This is a genomic window from Stenotrophomonas sp. ZAC14D1_NAIMI4_1, from assembly GCF_003086775.1.
Classification (GTDB): domain Bacteria; phylum Pseudomonadota; class Gammaproteobacteria; order Xanthomonadales; family Xanthomonadaceae; genus Stenotrophomonas.
The window spans coordinates 1,122,353-1,139,497 of the sequence record NZ_CP026001.1 but is presented as its reverse complement, the minus strand read 5'-3'; the positions used below and the strand labels follow the sequence as shown (position 1 = coordinate 1,139,497).

Annotated in this window: 17 protein-coding genes; 7 read left to right on the top strand and 10 right to left on the bottom strand. The window is 66.2% G+C overall.

From position 1 onward, the window contains the following. Positions 1 to 33: 33 nt before the first annotated feature. Both C1927_RS05235 and C1927_RS05230 read right to left on the bottom strand, forming a co-directional pair. Entirely contained in the window at positions 34 to 1,185 is a 1,152-nt protein-coding gene (locus C1927_RS05235) for a PilT/PilU family type 4a pilus ATPase (RefSeq protein WP_079220879.1), read from the bottom strand. A gap of 96 nt (positions 1,186 to 1,281) precedes the next feature. Beyond that, on the bottom strand, positions 1,282 to 2,319 hold the full coding sequence (locus tag C1927_RS05230) for a type IV pilus twitching motility protein PilT (RefSeq protein WP_004147099.1): 1,038 nt from the start codon (positions 2,317 to 2,319) through the stop codon (positions 1,282 to 1,284). Positions 2,320 to 2,406: 87 nt separating this feature from the next. On the opposite strand from C1927_RS05230, the gene C1927_RS05225 reads away from it, so the two are divergent. After that, positions 2,407 to 3,084 carry a YggS family pyridoxal phosphate-dependent enzyme gene (locus C1927_RS05225; RefSeq protein ID WP_108746090.1) on the top strand — a complete coding sequence of 226 codons (678 nt, stop codon included), beginning with the start codon at positions 2,407 to 2,409 and terminating at the stop codon, positions 3,082 to 3,084. A 15-nt stretch (positions 3,085 to 3,099) separates the two neighbouring features. Beyond that, entirely contained in the window at positions 3,100 to 3,921 is an 822-nt protein-coding gene (proC, locus tag C1927_RS05220; RefSeq protein WP_108746089.1) for a pyrroline-5-carboxylate reductase, read from the top strand. Positions 3,922 to 3,975: 54 nt separating this feature from the next. On the opposite strand, the gene C1927_RS05215 is transcribed toward proC, so the two are convergent. Next, a complete protein-coding gene (locus tag C1927_RS05215; protein ID WP_108746088.1) occupies positions 3,976 to 4,851 on the bottom strand; it encodes a LysR family transcriptional regulator in 876 nt (291 codons plus the stop codon). Positions 4,852 to 4,947: 96 nt separating this feature from the next. Between C1927_RS05215 and C1927_RS05210 the strand changes: the two genes are divergently transcribed. Next, entirely contained in the window at positions 4,948 to 5,550 is a 603-nt protein-coding gene (locus tag C1927_RS05210) for a short chain dehydrogenase (RefSeq protein WP_108746087.1), read from the top strand. 551 nt (positions 5,551 to 6,101) lie between these two features. Here the strand turns inward: C1927_RS05210 and C1927_RS05205 are convergent. Both C1927_RS05205 and soxR read right to left on the bottom strand, forming a co-directional pair. Beyond that, a complete protein-coding gene (locus tag C1927_RS05205) occupies positions 6,102 to 7,589 on the bottom strand; it encodes a hypothetical protein (protein ID WP_159095297.1) in 1,488 nt (495 codons plus the stop codon). A 497-nt stretch (positions 7,590 to 8,086) separates the two neighbouring features. Next, the gene (gene soxR / locus C1927_RS05200) at positions 8,087 to 8,521 is read right to left on the bottom strand and encodes a redox-sensitive transcriptional activator SoxR (protein ID WP_079220874.1); all 435 of its coding nucleotides are present in this window, start codon (positions 8,519 to 8,521) and stop codon (positions 8,087 to 8,089) included. A 29-nt stretch (positions 8,522 to 8,550) separates the two neighbouring features. On the opposite strand from soxR, the gene C1927_RS05195 reads away from it, so the two are divergent. Continuing rightward, on the top strand, positions 8,551 to 9,972 hold the full coding sequence (locus C1927_RS05195) for an MFS transporter (protein WP_108746085.1): 1,422 nt from the start codon (positions 8,551 to 8,553) through the stop codon (positions 9,970 to 9,972). A gap of 88 nt (positions 9,973 to 10,060) precedes the next feature. Here the strand turns inward: C1927_RS05195 and C1927_RS05190 are convergent, their stop codons facing one another. Next, the gene (locus C1927_RS05190; RefSeq protein WP_108746084.1) at positions 10,061 to 12,082 is read right to left on the bottom strand and encodes an alpha/beta hydrolase; all 2,022 of its coding nucleotides are present in this window, start codon (positions 12,080 to 12,082) and stop codon (positions 10,061 to 10,063) included. Further along, the gene (locus tag C1927_RS05185) at positions 12,079 to 13,056 is read right to left on the bottom strand and encodes a DUF4105 domain-containing protein (protein WP_108746083.1); all 978 of its coding nucleotides are present in this window, start codon (positions 13,054 to 13,056) and stop codon (positions 12,079 to 12,081) included. Before C1927_RS05185 ends, C1927_RS05190 begins: the two co-directional genes overlap by 4 nt. A gap of 172 nt (positions 13,057 to 13,228) precedes the next feature. Between C1927_RS05185 and C1927_RS05180 the strand changes: the two genes are divergently transcribed. After that, positions 13,229 to 13,633 carry a GFA family protein gene (locus C1927_RS05180; protein ID WP_108746082.1) on the top strand — a complete coding sequence of 135 codons (405 nt, stop codon included), beginning with the start codon at positions 13,229 to 13,231 and terminating at the stop codon, positions 13,631 to 13,633. Here C1927_RS05180 and C1927_RS21315 read toward each other — a convergent pair. Beyond that, positions 13,630 to 13,803: a hypothetical protein gene (locus C1927_RS21315; protein WP_159095296.1), complete on the bottom strand. Its 174-nt coding sequence runs from the start codon at positions 13,801 to 13,803 to the stop codon at positions 13,630 to 13,632. The two genes, C1927_RS05180 and C1927_RS21315, sit on opposite strands and share 4 nt — an antisense overlap. A gap of 86 nt (positions 13,804 to 13,889) precedes the next feature. Here C1927_RS21315 and C1927_RS21795 point away from each other — a divergent pair, with 86 nt between their 5' ends. Together C1927_RS21795 and C1927_RS05175 are read left to right on the top strand one after the other, a co-directional pair. After that, a complete protein-coding gene (locus C1927_RS21795) occupies positions 13,890 to 14,021 on the top strand; it encodes a hypothetical protein (protein WP_301553987.1) in 132 nt (43 codons plus the stop codon). A 32-nt stretch (positions 14,022 to 14,053) separates the two neighbouring features. Then, positions 14,054 to 14,848, top strand: coding sequence for a hypothetical protein (locus C1927_RS05175; RefSeq protein ID WP_108746081.1), 795 nt, complete (start codon positions 14,054 to 14,056; stop codon positions 14,846 to 14,848). Positions 14,849 to 15,328: 480 nt separating this feature from the next. Here C1927_RS05175 and C1927_RS05170 read toward each other — a convergent pair whose 3' ends face one another. Continuing rightward, positions 15,329 to 16,216: a LysR family transcriptional regulator gene (locus tag C1927_RS05170; RefSeq protein WP_108746080.1), complete on the bottom strand. Its 888-nt coding sequence runs from the start codon at positions 16,214 to 16,216 to the stop codon at positions 15,329 to 15,331. 38 nt (positions 16,217 to 16,254) lie between these two features. Next, a complete protein-coding gene (locus C1927_RS05165; RefSeq protein WP_108746079.1) occupies positions 16,255 to 17,133 on the bottom strand; it encodes an SDR family NAD(P)-dependent oxidoreductase in 879 nt (292 codons plus the stop codon). Positions 17,134 to 17,145: the final 12 nt, after the last annotated feature.

The window sequence follows — 17,145 nt, the reverse complement described above, 5'->3', positions numbered from 1 at the left end:
CCGAAGCAGAGGGCGCCCGCAGGCGCCCAGCACTCAACGGACCTCGGAAATCTCCACGCCATCCAAACCCTGCGACAGGGTGCGCGCATCGCCGCCCTGGCTGAGCTTGATGCGCAGGCGCACTTCGTTCTGCGAATCGGCGTAGCGCAGCGCGTCCTCGTAGCTGATCTCGCCGGCCTGGTACAGCTCGAACAGGCTCTGGTCGAAGGTCTTCATGCCCAGCTGCACGGACTCCTTCATCAGCTCCTTGAGCTTGTGGATCTCGCCTTCGCGGATGTAATCCTGCACCAGCGGCGTGCCCAGCAGGATTTCCATCGCCACCTTGCGCGAACGCCCATCGGGCGAAGGAATCAGCTGCTGCGCGACCACGCCCTTGAGGTTCAGCGACAGATCCATCAGCAGCTGGTTGCGGCGGTCTTCCGGGAAGAAGTTGATGATGCGGTCCATCGCCTGGTTGGCGTTGTTGGCGTGCAGCGTGCACAGCACCAGGTGGCCGGTTTCAGCGAAAGCGATGGCGTGGTCCATGCCCTCGCGGGTACGCACCTCGCCGATCATGATCACGTCCGGCGCCTGGCGCAGGGTGTTCTTCAGGGCGGCTTCCCAGCTGTCGGTATCGATGCCGACTTCGCGCTGGGTGATGATGCAGCCCTCGTGCTTGTGCACGAACTCGATCGGGTCTTCGATGGTGATGATGTGGCCGGTCGAGTTCTGGTTGCGGTAACCGATCATCGCTGCCAGCGAGGTCGACTTGCCGGTGCCGGTGGCACCGACGAAGAGGATGATGCCGCGCTTGGTCATCGCCAGCGTCTTGATGATCGGCGGCAGGCTCAGTTCTTCCACGGTCGGGATACGCGTCTCGATGCGACGCAGCACCATGCCCACCTGGTTGCGCTGGTAGAAGCAGCTCACGCGGAAACGGCCGACACCGGCCAGGCCGATGGCGAAGTTGCACTCGTGGGTCTTCTCGAATTCCTCGCGCTGCGCCGGGGTCATCACGTTGAGGACCAGGTCGCGGCTCTGCTGCGGGGTCAGCGGCGTCTGCGTGATCGGCGAGATCTTGCCGTTGACCTTGATCGCCGGCGGCATGCCCGCGGTGATGAACAGGTCCGAGGCGCGCTGGTGCGCCATCAACTTGAGGAAGGAGGTGAAATCGATGGTGCTGGCGGTACTGGCGGTGCTGTTCATGGCGGGCTCCCAATGGGCATGTGCCAGAGATCGGTCGGTGGACAGGACATCGCGGGACGGCGGCATGGATGCGCACCGCCCCACCGTTGCCTCGCCTTACTCGAACAGACGCTTGTCCTTGGCGTACTCGCGCGCCTGGTTGCGGGTGATCAGGCTGCGCTTGACCAGGTCCTGCAGGTGCTGGTCCAGGGTCATCATTCCGTACTGCTGGCCGGTCTGGATGGCCGAGTACATCTGCGCGACCTTGTCTTCGCGGATCAGGTTGCGGATGGCCGGGGTGCCGACCATGATTTCCCACGCCGCCGTACGGCCGCCGCCCACCTTCTTCAGCAGCGCCTGCGAAATGACCGCGCGCAGCGATTCGGACAGCATCGAGCGCACCATCGGCTTTTCGCCGGCGGGGAACACGTCGATGATGCGGTCGATGGTCTTGGCCGCCGAACTGGTGTGCAGGGTGCCGAACACCAGGTGGCCGGTTTCCGCGGCGGTCAGCGCCAGGCGGATGGTTTCCAGGTCACGCAGTTCGCCCACCAGGATGATGTCCGGATCCTCACGCAGCGCCGAGCGCAGTGCTTCGTTGAAGCCGTGCGTATCGCGGTGCACTTCGCGCTGGTTGATCAGGCACTTCTGCGAGGTGTGCACGAATTCGATCGGATCCTCGACGGTGAGGATGTGGCCGTATTCGTTCTTGTTGATGTAGTCGATCATCGCCGCCAGCGTGGTCGATTTGCCCGAACCGGTCGGGCCGGTCACCAGGATCAGGCCCTGCGGCTGCTGGATCACCTCGCGGAACAGCGGCGGGCAGGCCAGGTCCTCCAGGGTCAGCACCTCGGAGGGAATGGTACGGAACACCGCACCGGCACCGCGGTTCTGGTTGAAGGCGTTGACACGGAAGCGCGCCAGCGACGGGATCTCGAAGGAGAAGTCGACTTCGAGGAATTCCTCGTAATCGCGCCGCTGCTTGTCGGACATGATGTCGTACACCAGCGCATGGACCTGCTTGTGGTCCAGGGCCGGGATGTTGATCCGGCGAACATCGCCGTCCACGCGGATCATCGGCGGCAGGCCTGCAGACAGGTGCAGGTCGGACGCTTTGTTCTTTACGGAAAACGCCAACAGCTCGGCGATATCCATGAGCGGCTACTCCCCAATAACGGCTTCGACTGGAAGGATCTTTCCCCTGGCGGCAGTATAGCCTCCTGTCACACTGGAACGCGTTACGTGGCCACTGCCCTGCCCGAGATCCTGAGCAATCTGCACAACGCCGCCGAGGCCGCCGGGCGGCCACCGCCGCGCCTGCTGGCGGTTTCCAAGACCCAGCCGGCCGAGGCCGTGGCGGCCCTGGCTGCGCAGGGCCAGCGCGCCTTCGGCGAGAACTACGTGCAGGAAGCCCTGGCCAAGATGCAGGCGCTGCAGGCGCTGGGGCTGGAATGGCACCTGATCGGCCACCTGCAGTCGAACAAGGCCGAAGCCGTGGCCAGCCACTTCGACTGGGTGCAGAGCGTGGACCGGCCCAAGCTGGTAAGCGCCCTGGCCCGATACCGCCCGGCCGGCCGCGGGCCGCTGAACGTGCTCATCCAGGTCAACATCGACGATGAAGGCAGCAAGCACGGCTGTGCACCGCAGGAGGTGGACGCACTGGCCGCGGCCATCAGCGCCGAGCCCGCACTGTGCCTGCGCGGGCTGATGGCCATTCCGGCGCCGTGGCCGGAGGCCGAGCGCCGCCGCGATGCCTTCGTGCGCGTGCATGCCCTTTTCCAGACGCTGGCCGCGCGCCATCCGCAGGTGGACACCCTGTCGATGGGCATGAGCAGCGATTACGCCGAGGCCATTGCCGAAGGTGCCACCCTGGTGCGCATCGGCACCGCCCTGTTCGGTGCGCGTCCGCGCCCGGCCTGAACCAAGGAATCCCGCATGACAGTTGAATCGATCACCTTCATCGGCGGCGGCAACATGGCCCGCAGCCTCATTGCCGGGCTGGTCCGCCAGGGCGTGCCGCCGGCGCAGATCCACGTGGCCGAGCCGGTGGCCGTGCTGCGCGAGGCCCTGGCCGCCGATTTCGGCGTCCAGACCCACGACAACGCCGCCGATGCCGCCGCCCAGGGCCAGACCTGGCTGCTGGCGGTGAAGCCGCAGGTGCTGCGCGAGGTCTGCCAATCGCTGCAGGCGCTGGCGCAGGCGCAGGCGCCGCTGGTGGTGTCGATCGCTGCGGGCATCACCAGCGCGCAGCTGCAACGCTGGCTGGGCGGTGCGCTGCCGGTGGTGCGCGCGATGCCCAACACCCCTGCCCTGCTGGGCGCCGGAGTCACCGGCCTGTACGCCACGCCTGCCGTGGATGCGCAGCAGCATGCGCAGGCCGAACGCGTGCTGGCCAGCGCCGGGCGCACGGTGTGGATCGAGGACGAAGCGCTGATGGATTCGGTCACGGCCGTGTCCGGCAGCGGCCCGGCCTATGTGTTCCTGCTGGCCGAAGCGATGGAAGCGGCCGGCATTGCGCAGGGCCTGCCGGCTGATGCGGCCCGCGCGCTGACGGTGCAGACCCTGCTGGGTGCCTCGCGCATGCTGGACGAAGCCGGTGAAAGCCCAGCCGAACTGCGGCGCCGGGTGACCTCGCCCAACGGCACCACCCAGGCCGCGATCGAGAGTTTCCAGGCCGATGGTTTCGAGGCTCTGGTGGCCAAGGCGCTGCGCGCAGCGCAGCAGCGCGGGCGGGAGTTGTCGGCGGCGAATGATTGACCGCGATCTGTGATGTCGTGCCGACCAACGGTCGGCACCTACCGCAATGCCTCGTCAACGCGCCAATGTGGCCATGACGAAATCGATGAAACACTGCAGCCGCGGGCGCGGGCGCCGGTCCGGCAGGTAGATCAGGTGCATCGGCCGCGGTGCCGGCACGTAGTCGCGCAACAGCGGCTTCAGGCGCCCGGCTGCGATGTCTGCGGCCAGCAGCGCAGTCGGCTGCAGGATCAGGCCGGCCCCGGCCACCGCCGCTTCGCGCAGCGCATAGCCATCGTTGCTGGACAGCCGCGCCTCCCAGTCCACCTGTTCGCCATTGGCCAGCTGCCAGCCATGGCCGCCACGCCACGCCAGGTGGCTAAGGCAGTCATGTCCGGCCAGGTCGGCCGGCGTGCGCGGCGTACCGCGCCGGCGCAGGTAGGCCGGTGATGCGCACAGGCTCATCGCATACGGCGGCAGCGGGCGCGCCACCAGTTCCTGCGACGGCAGCGGTCCGACCCGGATCGCCGCATCGAAGCCATCCTCGATCAGGTCCACGCGGCGGTTGCTCAGGTCCAGCTCGATGTTGAGCAGCGGCTGCGCGCGCAACAGCCCCGACAGCAACGGCGCCAGTACGCAGCTGCCCCAGGTGGTGGGCGCGCTGATGCGCAGCAGGCCCTGCGGCTGCCGTTGCAGCCCGGCGACGTCAGCCTCGGCCTGCTGCACCTGCTCCAGTACCTGGCGGCAGCCGGCCAGGTAAGCCGCGCCCGCTTCGGTCAGGCGCTGGTGGCGGGTGTTCCGCTGCAGCAGCGCGGTGCCCAGGTGTGCCTCCAGCTGCTGGATGTACTTGCCGACCATCACCGCCGACACCTGCAACTGCACGGCGGCGGCCGCGAAGCTGCCGTGCTCGGCCACGGCCACGAAGGCCTGCATGCAGCGCAAAGTATCCATTGCTAACCCCGGGTTAGGAATGTGCGAATCATACGCCGCTTACCAAACCCGCAACCGGCGGCGCAGACTGGAGCCCTTCCCCTTGAGGACGCCACCATGAAGATCCTGCTTGTCGGTGCCAGCGGCACCCTCGGCCAGGCGGTCGCCCGCCACCTTGGCCAGCACCACGAGATCCTCGCTGCCGGCCGCCGCAGCGGTGCGCTGCGCGTGGACCTGGCCGACGATGCCAGCGTCTCGGCGCTGTTCGCGCAGACCGGCCCGGTCGATGCGGTGATCTCCACCACCGGCAACGTGCATTTCGGCCCGCTGCAGACGATGACCGCCGCGCAGTTCAACAGTGGCCTGCAGGACAAGCTGCTCGGCCAGGTGCGGCTGGCGCTGGCGGCGCAGCATCACCTCAACCCGAGTGGCTCGATCACCCTCACCACCGGCATCATCAGCGCGCAGCCGATCCGCGACGGCGTCAATGCCACGGCGGTCAACCAGGCGCTGGAAGGTTTCGTGCGTGCTGCGGCGCTGGAACTGCTGCCGCGCGGCCTGCGCATCAACGCGGTCAGCCCGAACGTGCTGGCCGAATCGCTGGATTCCTACGGCCCTTATTTCCCCGGCTTTGAAGCGGTACCCGCGCAGCGCGCGGCACTTGCCTTCCAGCGCGCGGTGGAAGGTATCCAGAGCGGCGAAACCCTCACCGTCTGGTAGAAAGCGTTCTTCACCCAATTCAGGGAGAAGGCTGGGCGGACGTTATTGACTTACTGCGCCTCGTCCCGGTATCCGTAGCCGATGCGCTTGATGACCTTGATTTAGTTATCGTTCCCCTCGAACAAACGCGTCCCGAGGGGCCATTGGCAACCCAGAGCTCCCGTTTGCGTGACGGCCCCACTTTCCCCGTGGCGCAGCGATGACCCATTCTCATTATGAGTCCGTCCATCGCAAGAATGCCCCTCGAAAGATCCACCGAGCCCAATATTTTCTGCATACTTTTAGAATCAAGGACTTGACTGCATTCAACCCCAACCCATTTCACTTGACTGTGGCATGGATCGAAATCGTGACAAGCATCAGCAATATGCCCGCCAGGAATCATCCAGGCGACACCCCGCCCTGCTGGAACGGCATGCAATCCAGCTTGGCCACACGCCGACACCAGTTTTAGTATCGACCACCACAGTCCGGTTTGTCGGCCGTGAGCCCTTTCCCTGAGATGGAAGAAGTGCCATAAGAAAAGCCCCGCTGAGCGGGGCTTTATTTTGTCAATGAACTTTCACTGACATGACATGCGCTGCTGATGGCCTAGATGATCTGAACTGTTCCGAGATCTCAAGAATGGAGTTCTGCATGAACACTTTTGACTGATCATCATCATGGCAATAGATGGCGATGTCGCCTCTGCCACTATCCCATGCGATAACACCAAAAGCACGCACGTCGCATTGCCAGTCGCTGAGGTCGTATGGGTACATCGCAATCGCCATTCGCATGAAACCACCCACGACTTCCGTGATGTCGTCCAGATCGAAGTCAAATTCGTTTCGGACTTGGTTGATCGCGGCCTTGGTGACATTCTTCAGCAGACCCTCGCTCACACCATATCCCTCGTCATCTTCACCCAAGACCTTGGCGAAGATCATGAAATGAGGGCTTAGCGTCTCAAAAAGCGCAGTTGCCTCTTCATCATCCACTTCAGAGCCGATCAGCTGTTCAACAAGAAGTCCCATTGTTTCGTTCACCCACGATTCGCCTTCGCCTTCGCCAGCGTCCGATAACCCATCAAAGCTGTTCATCGCATCCGCGCAACTTTGGAAGTGTCTGAGGGAGCGCGTGTCCACATCAATGAATAGCGCATCGCCAGTCATGCGTTCAAAATTCAGCGGCTCCAGGAAGGCTTTCCGCTCCTCGTTATCGCTGTAGTTCGTGATCAACACGAAGGACATGTTCGGCTCATAGATGAAGCCAGATACGACTTGTGCGCCCCTGAAATCACCCATGATCGGCTTGAGATAGCTAAAAACCTTGACGGGTTCAAAGTTGACGCCATTAAACTGCAGCAAAGATGCGGCGGCACGCGCATACGCCATCGCAACTTTCCAGATCGGATCGTCAGCGCTATCAGCCTCATGTTCAGACATTGCGCCACTGAGGATCGGCCTGATTGCGCTGATCGCGGTTTCCGTCGCCTGATGGTTGGTCTCACGCGCATCTGGATCAAAGATGACGGACACGGTCTCCCGCGCCAAGAGGATGCGCCGATGCTTCTCAGGGATGCCAGCGAACTGGTGATTCGGCGGAGTGATCACGAACTGATCGAAGGTCTGGGTGCGGATGTCGACGAGATGGACCACGTGACCCAGATACTTCTTATCTACGGACGACATGATCGCCTCAAGCTCAGCACGGTACGTGTCATTAGTGATGAGAACGACAGTCTTGGTCTGGGGATGAGCCCATCCACCAATGACCGTCCAACCGTCCAAGTTGGCCCAGATTATTTCAACATCTGAAAAAGGCTCATAGGTATTGTAGGGAACACCAGACAATGAAAGCGCCTTGACTGCTGCCATCGACTGAACGTAGACGGCGGTCAGCAGCATCTCATCGTCACGAGCGAGATGCTGGGGAGTGATCTCTTTATTGAAAATCTTTCGGATCAGCCCGATCACAAGTGGCTTTACTTCATGATGACTCTCGGGATCAAACGGCGTGGCCGCAAGCTTACGGATTCGAAAAAGATCAACTTCCACTTTCAATAACCCCCTGTATGAACGCACGAATGCGCCGCGATTTGTACATCAAGTTGCGCTACAAGAGCAAGTAAGCGAAGGATCGGAAGGGGCATCGAACGATCCTGGATTGCTGCTTGATTGAAGGTATCAGCAACGATCAAGAGAACTCACAATCAATTCCTTACGAAAGCAAGTCTGCCAGGCTGTTCCCTGGGTGAGACTGCCCTTCTTCTGCATGCACTTTGCAAGACAGGCTATTGATCGAGTCAACTGCTCTTTTGATGACTTCGTCTCCATCGAAGGTCTTTGGTGGTTTTTCCGCTTCAAAGACGAGGTCACCGCACTTCAGCGTCAAAGCGTCTTCGCGCTTCTGGTCTGAAATAGCTCAATCCGCGCCAAGCGCAGGCTGTTGACGTTGTCTTTGCAGAGCCCGATTGAACCAATGCTTTCAACACATATAGGGACATCGCCACCACTGGCCCTCACATCAAGATCGACGCTCTTCACTTCTCCATTCAGCCCCAGCGCATGGGGCCGTCGCCGCGCTCGCCGAGCACGTCGTCGGGGTTGGCAAGGCGGCAGCGTTTCAGCGACAGGCAGCCGCAGCCGATGCAGCCGGTCAGTTCATCGCGCAGCAGCTGCAGCATGTGGATGCGTTCTTCCAGTTCCTGCTGCCAGCGCGCGGACAGCCGCGCCCAGTCGGCCTTGGTTGGTGCGCGGCCCTGCGGCAGGGTCTCGAACGCGCGTGCCACCGCCTCCAGCGGCATGCCGACCCGCTGCGCCACGCGGATCACCGCCAGCCGACGCAGCACGTCGCGCGCATAGCGGCGCTGGTTGCCCGCCGTGCGCAGGCTGCTGATCAGGCCCTTGCGCTCGTAGAAGTGCAGCGCCGATACCGCGACACCGCTGCGGCGGGCCACGTCACCCACGCTCAGTTCCTGTTCCTGCATCGCTTGACCTCAACCATGGTTCAGGTGTCATGCTGCGTCCTTCGCCGCCGGATGACAAGCGCGGCCCGAGTACCCGTCTCCGCATGAACACCCCCTCCACCGCTCCGGCGACGGCCACCGCCGCGCCCGACTCCATCCTCTCGCCCGCCCACCGCGGCACCACCGTCGGCATGGTCGTGCTGGTCGCCCTGCTCGCCTTCGAAGCGCTGGCCGTAGCCGCGGCCATGCCTACCGTGGCCGAGGCTCTGGATGGCCTGCGCCTGTACGCATTGGCCTTCGGTGGCACCCTGGCCACCAGCGTGGTGGGCATGACCGTGGCTGGGCGCTGGACCGACCGCAGCGGCCCGGCGCGACCGTTGTGGTGGGGGCTGGCCTGCTTCGTGCTGGGCCTGCTGCTGGCCGGCCTGGCCACGCGCATGGGCGTGCTGGTGGCCGGGCGGCTGCTGCAGGGCCTGGGCAGCGGCGCGATTTCGGTGGCGCTGTACGTGATGGTCGGACGCAACTACCCCGAGGCGCTGCGGCCGAAGGTATTCGCCGCGTTCTCGGCCGGCTGGGTTGTGCCGTCGATGGTGGGACCGGCGCTCAGCGGCATGATCGTGCAACACCTGGGCTGGCGCTGGGTGTTCCTGGTCGTGCCCCTGCTGGCGATACCGGCAGCGCTGATGCTGCGCCCGGCGCTGGCCCGGCAGGCCCCCGTCGAAACCCGCGACGGGGACGATGGCGGCGATGTCGTGCGCTGGGCCGCCGGTGCATCGCTGGCGGCGCTGCTGCTGTACTTCGGTGGGCAGCAGCAGGGCGTGTCGGCGCTGGCGTGCATGGCGGTGGCCGTGGCCAGCCTGCTGCTGTGCGGGCACCGCCTGCTGCCACCGGGCACGCTGCGCCTGCGCCGCGGGTTGCCCAGCGTGATTGCACTGCGTGGCGTGGCGGCCGCCGCGTTCTTCGCCTGCGAAGCTTATCTGCCGCTGCTGCTGCAGCGCGAACGTGGCCTGTCGCCGAGCTGGGCCGGCGCGGTGCTCAGCCTGGGCGCGCTGGGCTGGTTCAGCGGCTCCTGGCTGCAGGGCCACCAGCAGCGCGGCTGGTCACGGCAGCAGCTGCTGCGCGTGGGGACGGTGCTGATGACCCTCGGCATCACGGCCACCCTGGCGGTGCTGTTCAACGCGGTGCCGCTGCCGGTCGCGCTGGCCGGCTGGACCCTCACCGGCTTCGGCATGGGCATGATCTACGCCAGCCTCTCGGTGCTGACCCTGTCGCTGTCCGCGCCGCAGGAACAGGGCCGCAACAGTTCGGCCCTGCAGCTGAGCGAAGCGCTGTGCGTGGCCACCGCGCTGGCGCTGTCCGGTGCGCTGTTCGCGTTGTTTGTGGAAACCGCGCCGCATACCGGCTATGTGCTGTGCCTGGCCATCACCGTGGGCCTGGCCGTGCTGGCCACCGTGGTCGCGCGGCGGGTGTAGCGCAACGGGATGGATTCCGCCGGGCGTGGCCCGGCGCTACCCTGCGTGTCCTTCGGTAGCGCCGGGCCATGCCCGGCGAGCGCCGCGATCAGGGTGATTCGTCGGCCCCCACTTCGTCGATGTCACGGTGCAGGATGCGCCGCACTTCCAGCACCGCCTGCGGGCTTTCCTGCACGCTGTGGCCGGAGATGATCACCTTCTCCGACTGCGCGCCCGGCAGGTGCGCGCTCCAGTACGGCACCAGGCCATCGTCGGATTTCTCCAGCGGCAGTTCCGGTTTGCGCTGGGCGATGATCGAGTGGTACTTCAGGCCCGGCTCGATCGGCAGCTGCGCGGCCGCCTTCACGAACGGATCGCTGGCCTTGAGGTTGTCGATGCTGTTGGGGATCTTCGGCTTGGCGGTGCCATCGACCTGCTGCTCGGCCTGCGCCAGCGCCAGGAACACATCCTCGAACTTGCCCAGGATGGTCAGCGGCAGGCGCACCAGCCGCCCGATCAGGCGGCCGACCTTGTTGCCGGCGATATCGGTGCCCTGGTGCGGGGCGGCGATGAAGATCGCGCGCTCCACCTCCGGCTGTGCCTTGAAGTGCAGCAGCGGCCCCAGCTTGCTCTGCACGCGTTTCAGGCGCTCCCCTTTCAGGTCGTAGTTGGCCAGCAGGTCGTTCCACAGCACATCACCCGAATCGCTCACCAGCAGCCGCGCCAGCACGCCGCCCATGCTGTGGCCGATGTAGACCATGTCCTTCGACGCACGCGTGCTGCCGTTGGGATCGAAGTGCTTCAACGTATCGTTGAAGGCAGTGGCGATCTCGTAGCGGTTCAAGGCGATGGGCGCGTTGGTGGGGTAATAGACCTGCCACACCTGGAACTGCCGGCGCAGCTCGGGGTCGCCCATGATCTCGTTGGCCAGGTTCACCCAGGCTTCGGGGCTGCTGGCCAGCCCGTGCAGCATGAAGATGATGCGGCGGTTCGGGTCCCATGGCTGCATCAGGTAGATGTGCGGTTCGCCGATGCCTTCGCTCAGGCCGAACAGCGTGCGCAGCGACTGCGTGGCGAACCCGCTCTGCGCCAGCCACAGGCCGTAGGCCGCGGTGAAGTTGCCGGCCAGCGGCACCTGCTCGCCATGCAGGGTGATGCGTTCGGTGGCTTCCGGCGAGTAGGCATCCAGTTCGACCCGCCGCGTGCGCATCACATCGTCCAGGCTGTCGCCTTCGAAGCGCAGCAGCGCGGTGACGTTGATCGAGGACATCTCGCTGAACTCGGGCACGCCGTCGTCATGCCGATGGCGGCGGCCGCGTGCCGCGTCATCGTCGTCCGCCGCGGGTTCGGCCTTGGGGCCATCGGCTGCCACCACCGGCACCACCAGCTTCGGCGGGTCCATCACCATCACCAGCTCGGCACCGAAGCCATCGCGGCGGTAGGTGCTGCGCAGGCCGACGAAGCTGACCGTACCGGCCGGCACCAGCTGCGACGGGATGCTCTTCAGCGCCAGCTGCTGGTAGTTGGCGGCCAACGTCCAGCTGCCGGCAGACATCGGCCGGGTGTAGTCCTCGCCGGCCAGCGCCGCCGCACGCGCACGCGCGAACAGCACCACCGCAGCCTTTTCCGCCGCGTAGTTGTAGTAGTCGCGCACCTGCGTCTGCCGGTCTTCGAACGCGCGGTCGGAGGGCGAGCGACCGCTGAAGAACAGGTAGGCGTAGCCGTAACGCGCCGCCTCCAGCCATGCGTCGAGCGCGGCATCGCTCATCGGTGGCTCGCCGGCGGCATGCTTCTTCGGGGTCAGCGCCAGTGCGGCCTTGACCCAGAGTTCGGACAGCGTCGACAGCCGCTGCTCGACATTGAGGTCGTCTGTCATCAACAGCGTGCTGCGGCAGACCAGGAAGTCCTTCTCGCACTGCGATTCATCCAGGCCGGCGGCGCTGAGCGTCTCGCGCGAGGCCGGGCTGAGCTTGCCGGTGTTGAGCACGTCAGCGCGCTTGTTCACCAGCGAATCGCTGGAGGCCACCTGCTTGACGGTAACCATGGCGCAACCGCTGCTTGCCAGCAGGACGCACACCGCCAGCAGCGCCGGCAGCACGCGCTGCCAGCGGATCGGGGAAACGAAGGTCATGGCTGCGGATCCTGCCCGGTGCCGGGAATGCCGCGACGGATCACGGCGGAGAAGTTGTCGCCCGGCGCCATCTGCAGCGCGCGTTCGGTGATGCGGCCCTTGGCCTGCAGTTCGGCATACGGCACGCCGGGCGCCAGCGCACCGACATCCTGTGCGTACTCGGCCAGGTAGCCGGACAGCAGCAGGCGGTAGTCCAGCGGCAGGCCCGGGGCGATGTGCCGGGCCAGGTCGAAGACGATCGTGGTGCAGTTGCTGGTGGCCGTGTTGTAGAAGGCCGGCGCGGCATCCAGCTGCCTGGCCTCATCAAGGTAGGCGGCGAACAGCGCCTTCAGCTGGCTGCGGTCCAGGCCATGCAGGCGGTACAGGTAGACATCCTCGCCCCGCGCATTGGTGCGCGTGCGCAGGATGTCGGTCTCTTCCGAGGCCACCAGGGTCATCTCGAAGCGGCGGAAGAAGCCTCCCAGCGCCGAGAACGATTCACCGCGCTCCTTGCGGATCTCCAGCGAGAACACCAGGTGGCGGCCATCGTCGAAACCGAACGAGACCAGCGTGTGGGCGATGGCCGGGCCCATCCAGTAGGACAGCACCAGATCGGCCGAGCGCAGCTGGTCCAGGTCGTACTCGCGGCGCACCCAGCGCGCGTCGTAGTCGGTCTCGCTGCGCCAGGTGAAGTCGCGCACATTGTCCAGCACCACGTGGCGGCCATCGAAGGACGCCACGTGCAGGCGCTGCGCCACATCGTCGGCCCAGTCGCGGTCCTGGCGCGGGGTCAGCAGCAGCCACCACAGGCCGGCCAGCACCACCGAAGCCACGTAGAAGCCGCTCCAGCGGCGGGTCTGCATACCGCGCGCCACTGTCCAGCTGGTCCACAGCGCCGCCAGCAGCCACAGCCCGGCCACGCCCGCCGACAGCCAGCCCGGCCCGGGCAGCTGGTAGGCAAACAAGCCGGCCATCCACAGCGCCAGCAGCGCCATGGCACATCCTGTCATCCAACGTCCTGCGGCTCTCACGGGCATCCTGTCGCGTTCGGGGGGCGGCATAGTTAGCCACAAGCGAGCTGACGCTGGCATCACCGGCCCATTCAGCAACGGGCGCCGGCCGCCGGGGCAGCGCATACTGGCCGGGTCACCACCTTCGGGAACAGCGATGGGAATCACATCTGTAGCCGGTGTTGCGGTACAGGCCCGGCACCGCGCCACCTGCCATTGCGGCGCGGTCGAGCTGCTGCTGGACCTGCCCGACGGCATCGTCGACCCGCGCCGCTGCGACTGCTCGATGTGCCGGCGCCGCGGCGCCATCGCCGCCAGCGTCACCCGCGAGGGGCTGCAGGTGGTGCGCGGCCAGGACCACCTGCGCCTGTACCAGTTCAACACCCACGTGGCTGAGCATTACTTCTGCGGGATCTGCGGCATCTACACCCATCACCGGCGCCGCTCCAAACCGGACCAGTACGGCTACAACGTGGCCTGCCTGGAAGGCATCGACCCCTTCGCGCTGGGCATCATCCCGGTCAACGACGGGGTCAACCACCCGGCCGACCAGACTGCCTAGTGGCGCGTGCGGCGCATGGCCGGGGTGACCTTCTGCCACGGTGCCATGCCGCTGCGCCCTGCCCGTACGGGGCGCTTCAGCCAGGGCCTGCGCGGCGGCGGCGGCGGGTCGACCGCCATCGGCGGCGGCAGCGGACGGCGGCTGGGCCAGAGATGATCAAGCAGCCACATGGCGGATCTCCGTGGGGGACGGGGATGATCGACTCTAGGCCTGCGGCGGCATGGACCGCGTGAGTCCCTGACGACACGACGATGACATGCCGGGCGACTCACGCGCGTTCCGCACTGGTTTCGTGCAACACCTCGCTGCGCCCCAGCAGCAGCTGCCCAGCGCGCGGCTGCGGGTGTTCATCGATTACCTGGTCGAACACCTGTTCCGTGCTCGATAGACTGGGCAGCCGCATTGGAAGCAGTTGCGCACATGGCGATCAAACACCTGGACGTACTGAAACTGCTTGCCGCCGCCGGGCTGGTCGAGGCCATCGATGGCGACGTCAAGCGCTGCGCGCACTGGGCGCGACTCGGCCCTGCGGCAGCCGAGCGCGAGCCTGCGCAGATCGGTGCAGAGGTGATGGAAAACGTACTGCTGCGCTGGAACTGCATCCTGCAGGCCGACCCGGCCGAGGTGGCGCCGCTGTATGTCCACAAGACCGCGTTGGCGCTGGCGGTGTGCCTGCATCGCCAAGGCTTTGCCGACGCGGAACTCACCGACGCAGCGGTTGCGGCGATCGCCGCCTTGAATGCCGCCGTGGCATTGAATGACACCTTCCATCGCCGCAGTGCGGACATCGAAACCCTGCTGCGCAGCCCCGCGTTGATGCCGGCACGCCGCCCCTCGCAGGCGAAAGCGCACACCGCGTGGCGCGCCGGTGACGTGGTCGGCATGCAGGTGGGCGACCGCCACCATGCCTTCCATGTACGGGAGGTCAGCCAGGGTGCGCCCATCGTCGAGTTCTACGACATCGTGCAGGACACGCCGCTGGCATGGGAACACCTGCAGGGCGTCGTCGCCCGTGGCGAACGGCTGAACGACGGCCGGGCGTACGTGGACCGGCATGCGCTGTATGGGCTGCAGTACCAGCCCGACCCTGCCCACCAGTTCCGTCTGCTGGCCAGCGGCATCGCGCAGGGGCCGGACAACGCGCACCTTGCCCGGCACAGCGGCCTGTACGCGGTCACCGATGTCTTCCGCATGGCGCGTGACCTGCTGCCATAGTCCAGGCCTGCGAAGAATGCACCGCCCGCCGCCACTCCCCAGATGAGGTGCGCTCTGCCTGCACAGAGCTGCAGCGCTCACACCCACGCTGCGGCGTGGATGGGCGGCGGGCGATGCGGGTTGGCGTACCGGAAGACTCTGGAGCGGACCGGCGGATCGGGATGATCCCCACGCATCACCCGCCACGGACCAGCGGGCCGCGCCGTCCGGAAGCCGTCCTCCCTGAACAGCCTCCGGACACGCGCCAGAGTTTTCTGGGACGCCAATCCCAGCCAGCCACGAAGGCCGGCGAAGGGATGCTGACGGCGCGTGCCGACGTTGGCTGTAGGGCTTATCCGCAGACCCGCCTCAGGAATGTGCGAATCGCCAATGCGACGCGCTGAAGCCCTTGTCCTGCAGTGCCCGCGCACCGGCGTCGCAACGCGTTGCGACCGGTATTTCAGGCACCACCGGCGCGGCAAAGACACGCCGCAATGTCGATCACGACAGATGCTGCTGGGCGGCCAGTGCCAAGAAGTGCTGCAGCACCGGCCCAGCCACGCCCTGCCGCGTGCAGAACTGCAGTTCGAACGCCGCCTCGGCGCCGTCGATCACGCGGTACACCACTTCCTGCGGACGGAAGCTGGCCATGCTGGCCGGCACGATTGCCACGCCCGCATCCACCGCCACCAGCGACAGCACCGCGTGCATGCCCTGCGCCTCCTGCACCACGCGCGGGGTGAAGCCTGCGGTGGTGCACAGGCCCAGCACCTGGGCGTGGAAGCCAATGCCCTCGCCCGCCGGCCAGGACACGAACGGTTGCTCGGCCAGCATCGCCACGGTAAGCGCCGGGCACTCCGCCAGGGGGTGCGTGCGCGGCAGGGCGATGGCCAGGCGATCCTGGTCGAACCCCTGCAGCGCCAGCTCGGTGGACGGAATGGGTGGGATCAGCACGCCCAGGTCGATGCGCTCTTCGCGCAGCCACTGCTGCTGTTGCCGCGAGGTGGCCTCATGCAGGTGCAGCTGCACCTGCGGAAACGCCTGGCGGAACTGCCGGATCAGGCCCGGCAGGCGACCGTACAGGGCGCTGCCAACGTACCCCACGCGCAGGCTGCCGATCTGCCCGGCCGCCGCTTCACGGGTGCGCTGCAGCGCCTGCCCGGCCTGCTGCAGCGTGGCACGGGCTTCCACCAGCAGGGTCTGCCCGGCGGCGGTCAGCCCCAGCGTGCGGTTGCCGCGCACGATCAAGCGCGTGCCCACGTCATCCTCCAGCCGCCGCATCGCCGCCGTCAGCGGTGGCTGCGACATGTGCAGGCGCGCGGCGGCGCGATGGAAATGCAGTTCTTCGGCCACCGCCACGAACTGGCGGAGCAGGCGCAGATCGATCATCTCGGCACGGGCAGCGGGGGGCTGCCTAGGGTACGCGCTCAGCCGCGTGCGTCGACACTCGGCCGTGCGATCACCGGCCACTGCAGGGCCACCGCCTCGATGCTGTCAGCCGCCACCGCGCGCAGGTCGCGCGGGTAGCCCACATGTTCGGCTTCCTGCAGGCGCAGCGCATGGAACTGCCCGTTACTGGCGCGCAGCACCCAGCCCCCTTCGTGGCACCGCGTCGATGCCAGGAAGGCAACGCCGCTGGCTACCGCATCGGGGTGCAGCTCGTCGGGCTCGCCGTCGACGCCCCACATGCGCGTCTTTGCCACCGGCGAAACGGCGTTGACCACGATGCCGTGCTCGGCGCCCTCCAGTGCCAGCACGTTGACCAGCCCCAGCGCGGCCATCTTCGCCATCGCGTAGCCCGCCAAGCCTTTCTGCGCGTATTGCGGGTACAGCGCGCGGTCGGAGGTGGTCACCACGATGCGGCCGCCGCCAGCGTCGCGCATCGCCGGCCAGGCGGCCTGGGCCAGCCACAGTGGCGTCTTGGCGGCCAGCCGCAGCATCTGCTCCAAGGCATCGTCATCCACCGCCTCAAGCAGTTCGTACGCGACCCAGCCGGCGTTGTGCACGATGAAATCGATGCGCCCATGCCGTTGCAGCAGTTCGCGCACCAGCGCGTGGCAGCACACGCGCGCATTGATCGCACCGGAGGCCGCCTCCACCGACAGGCCCTGTGCCTGCAGGGCGGCCACGGCGTCGCCGATGCGGTTGGGATCGCTGGCGCGGCCATCGAGGCCGGCGCCCACGTCATGCATCACCACATGCGCGCCACGCTGTGCCAACAGGCGGCTGTACGCCAGGCCAAGACCGCCGGCCGCGCCGGTCACCAGGCCGACCTGGCCTTCAAAGGATACGAGGGAAGGTTTCATCCGCCGCAGCAT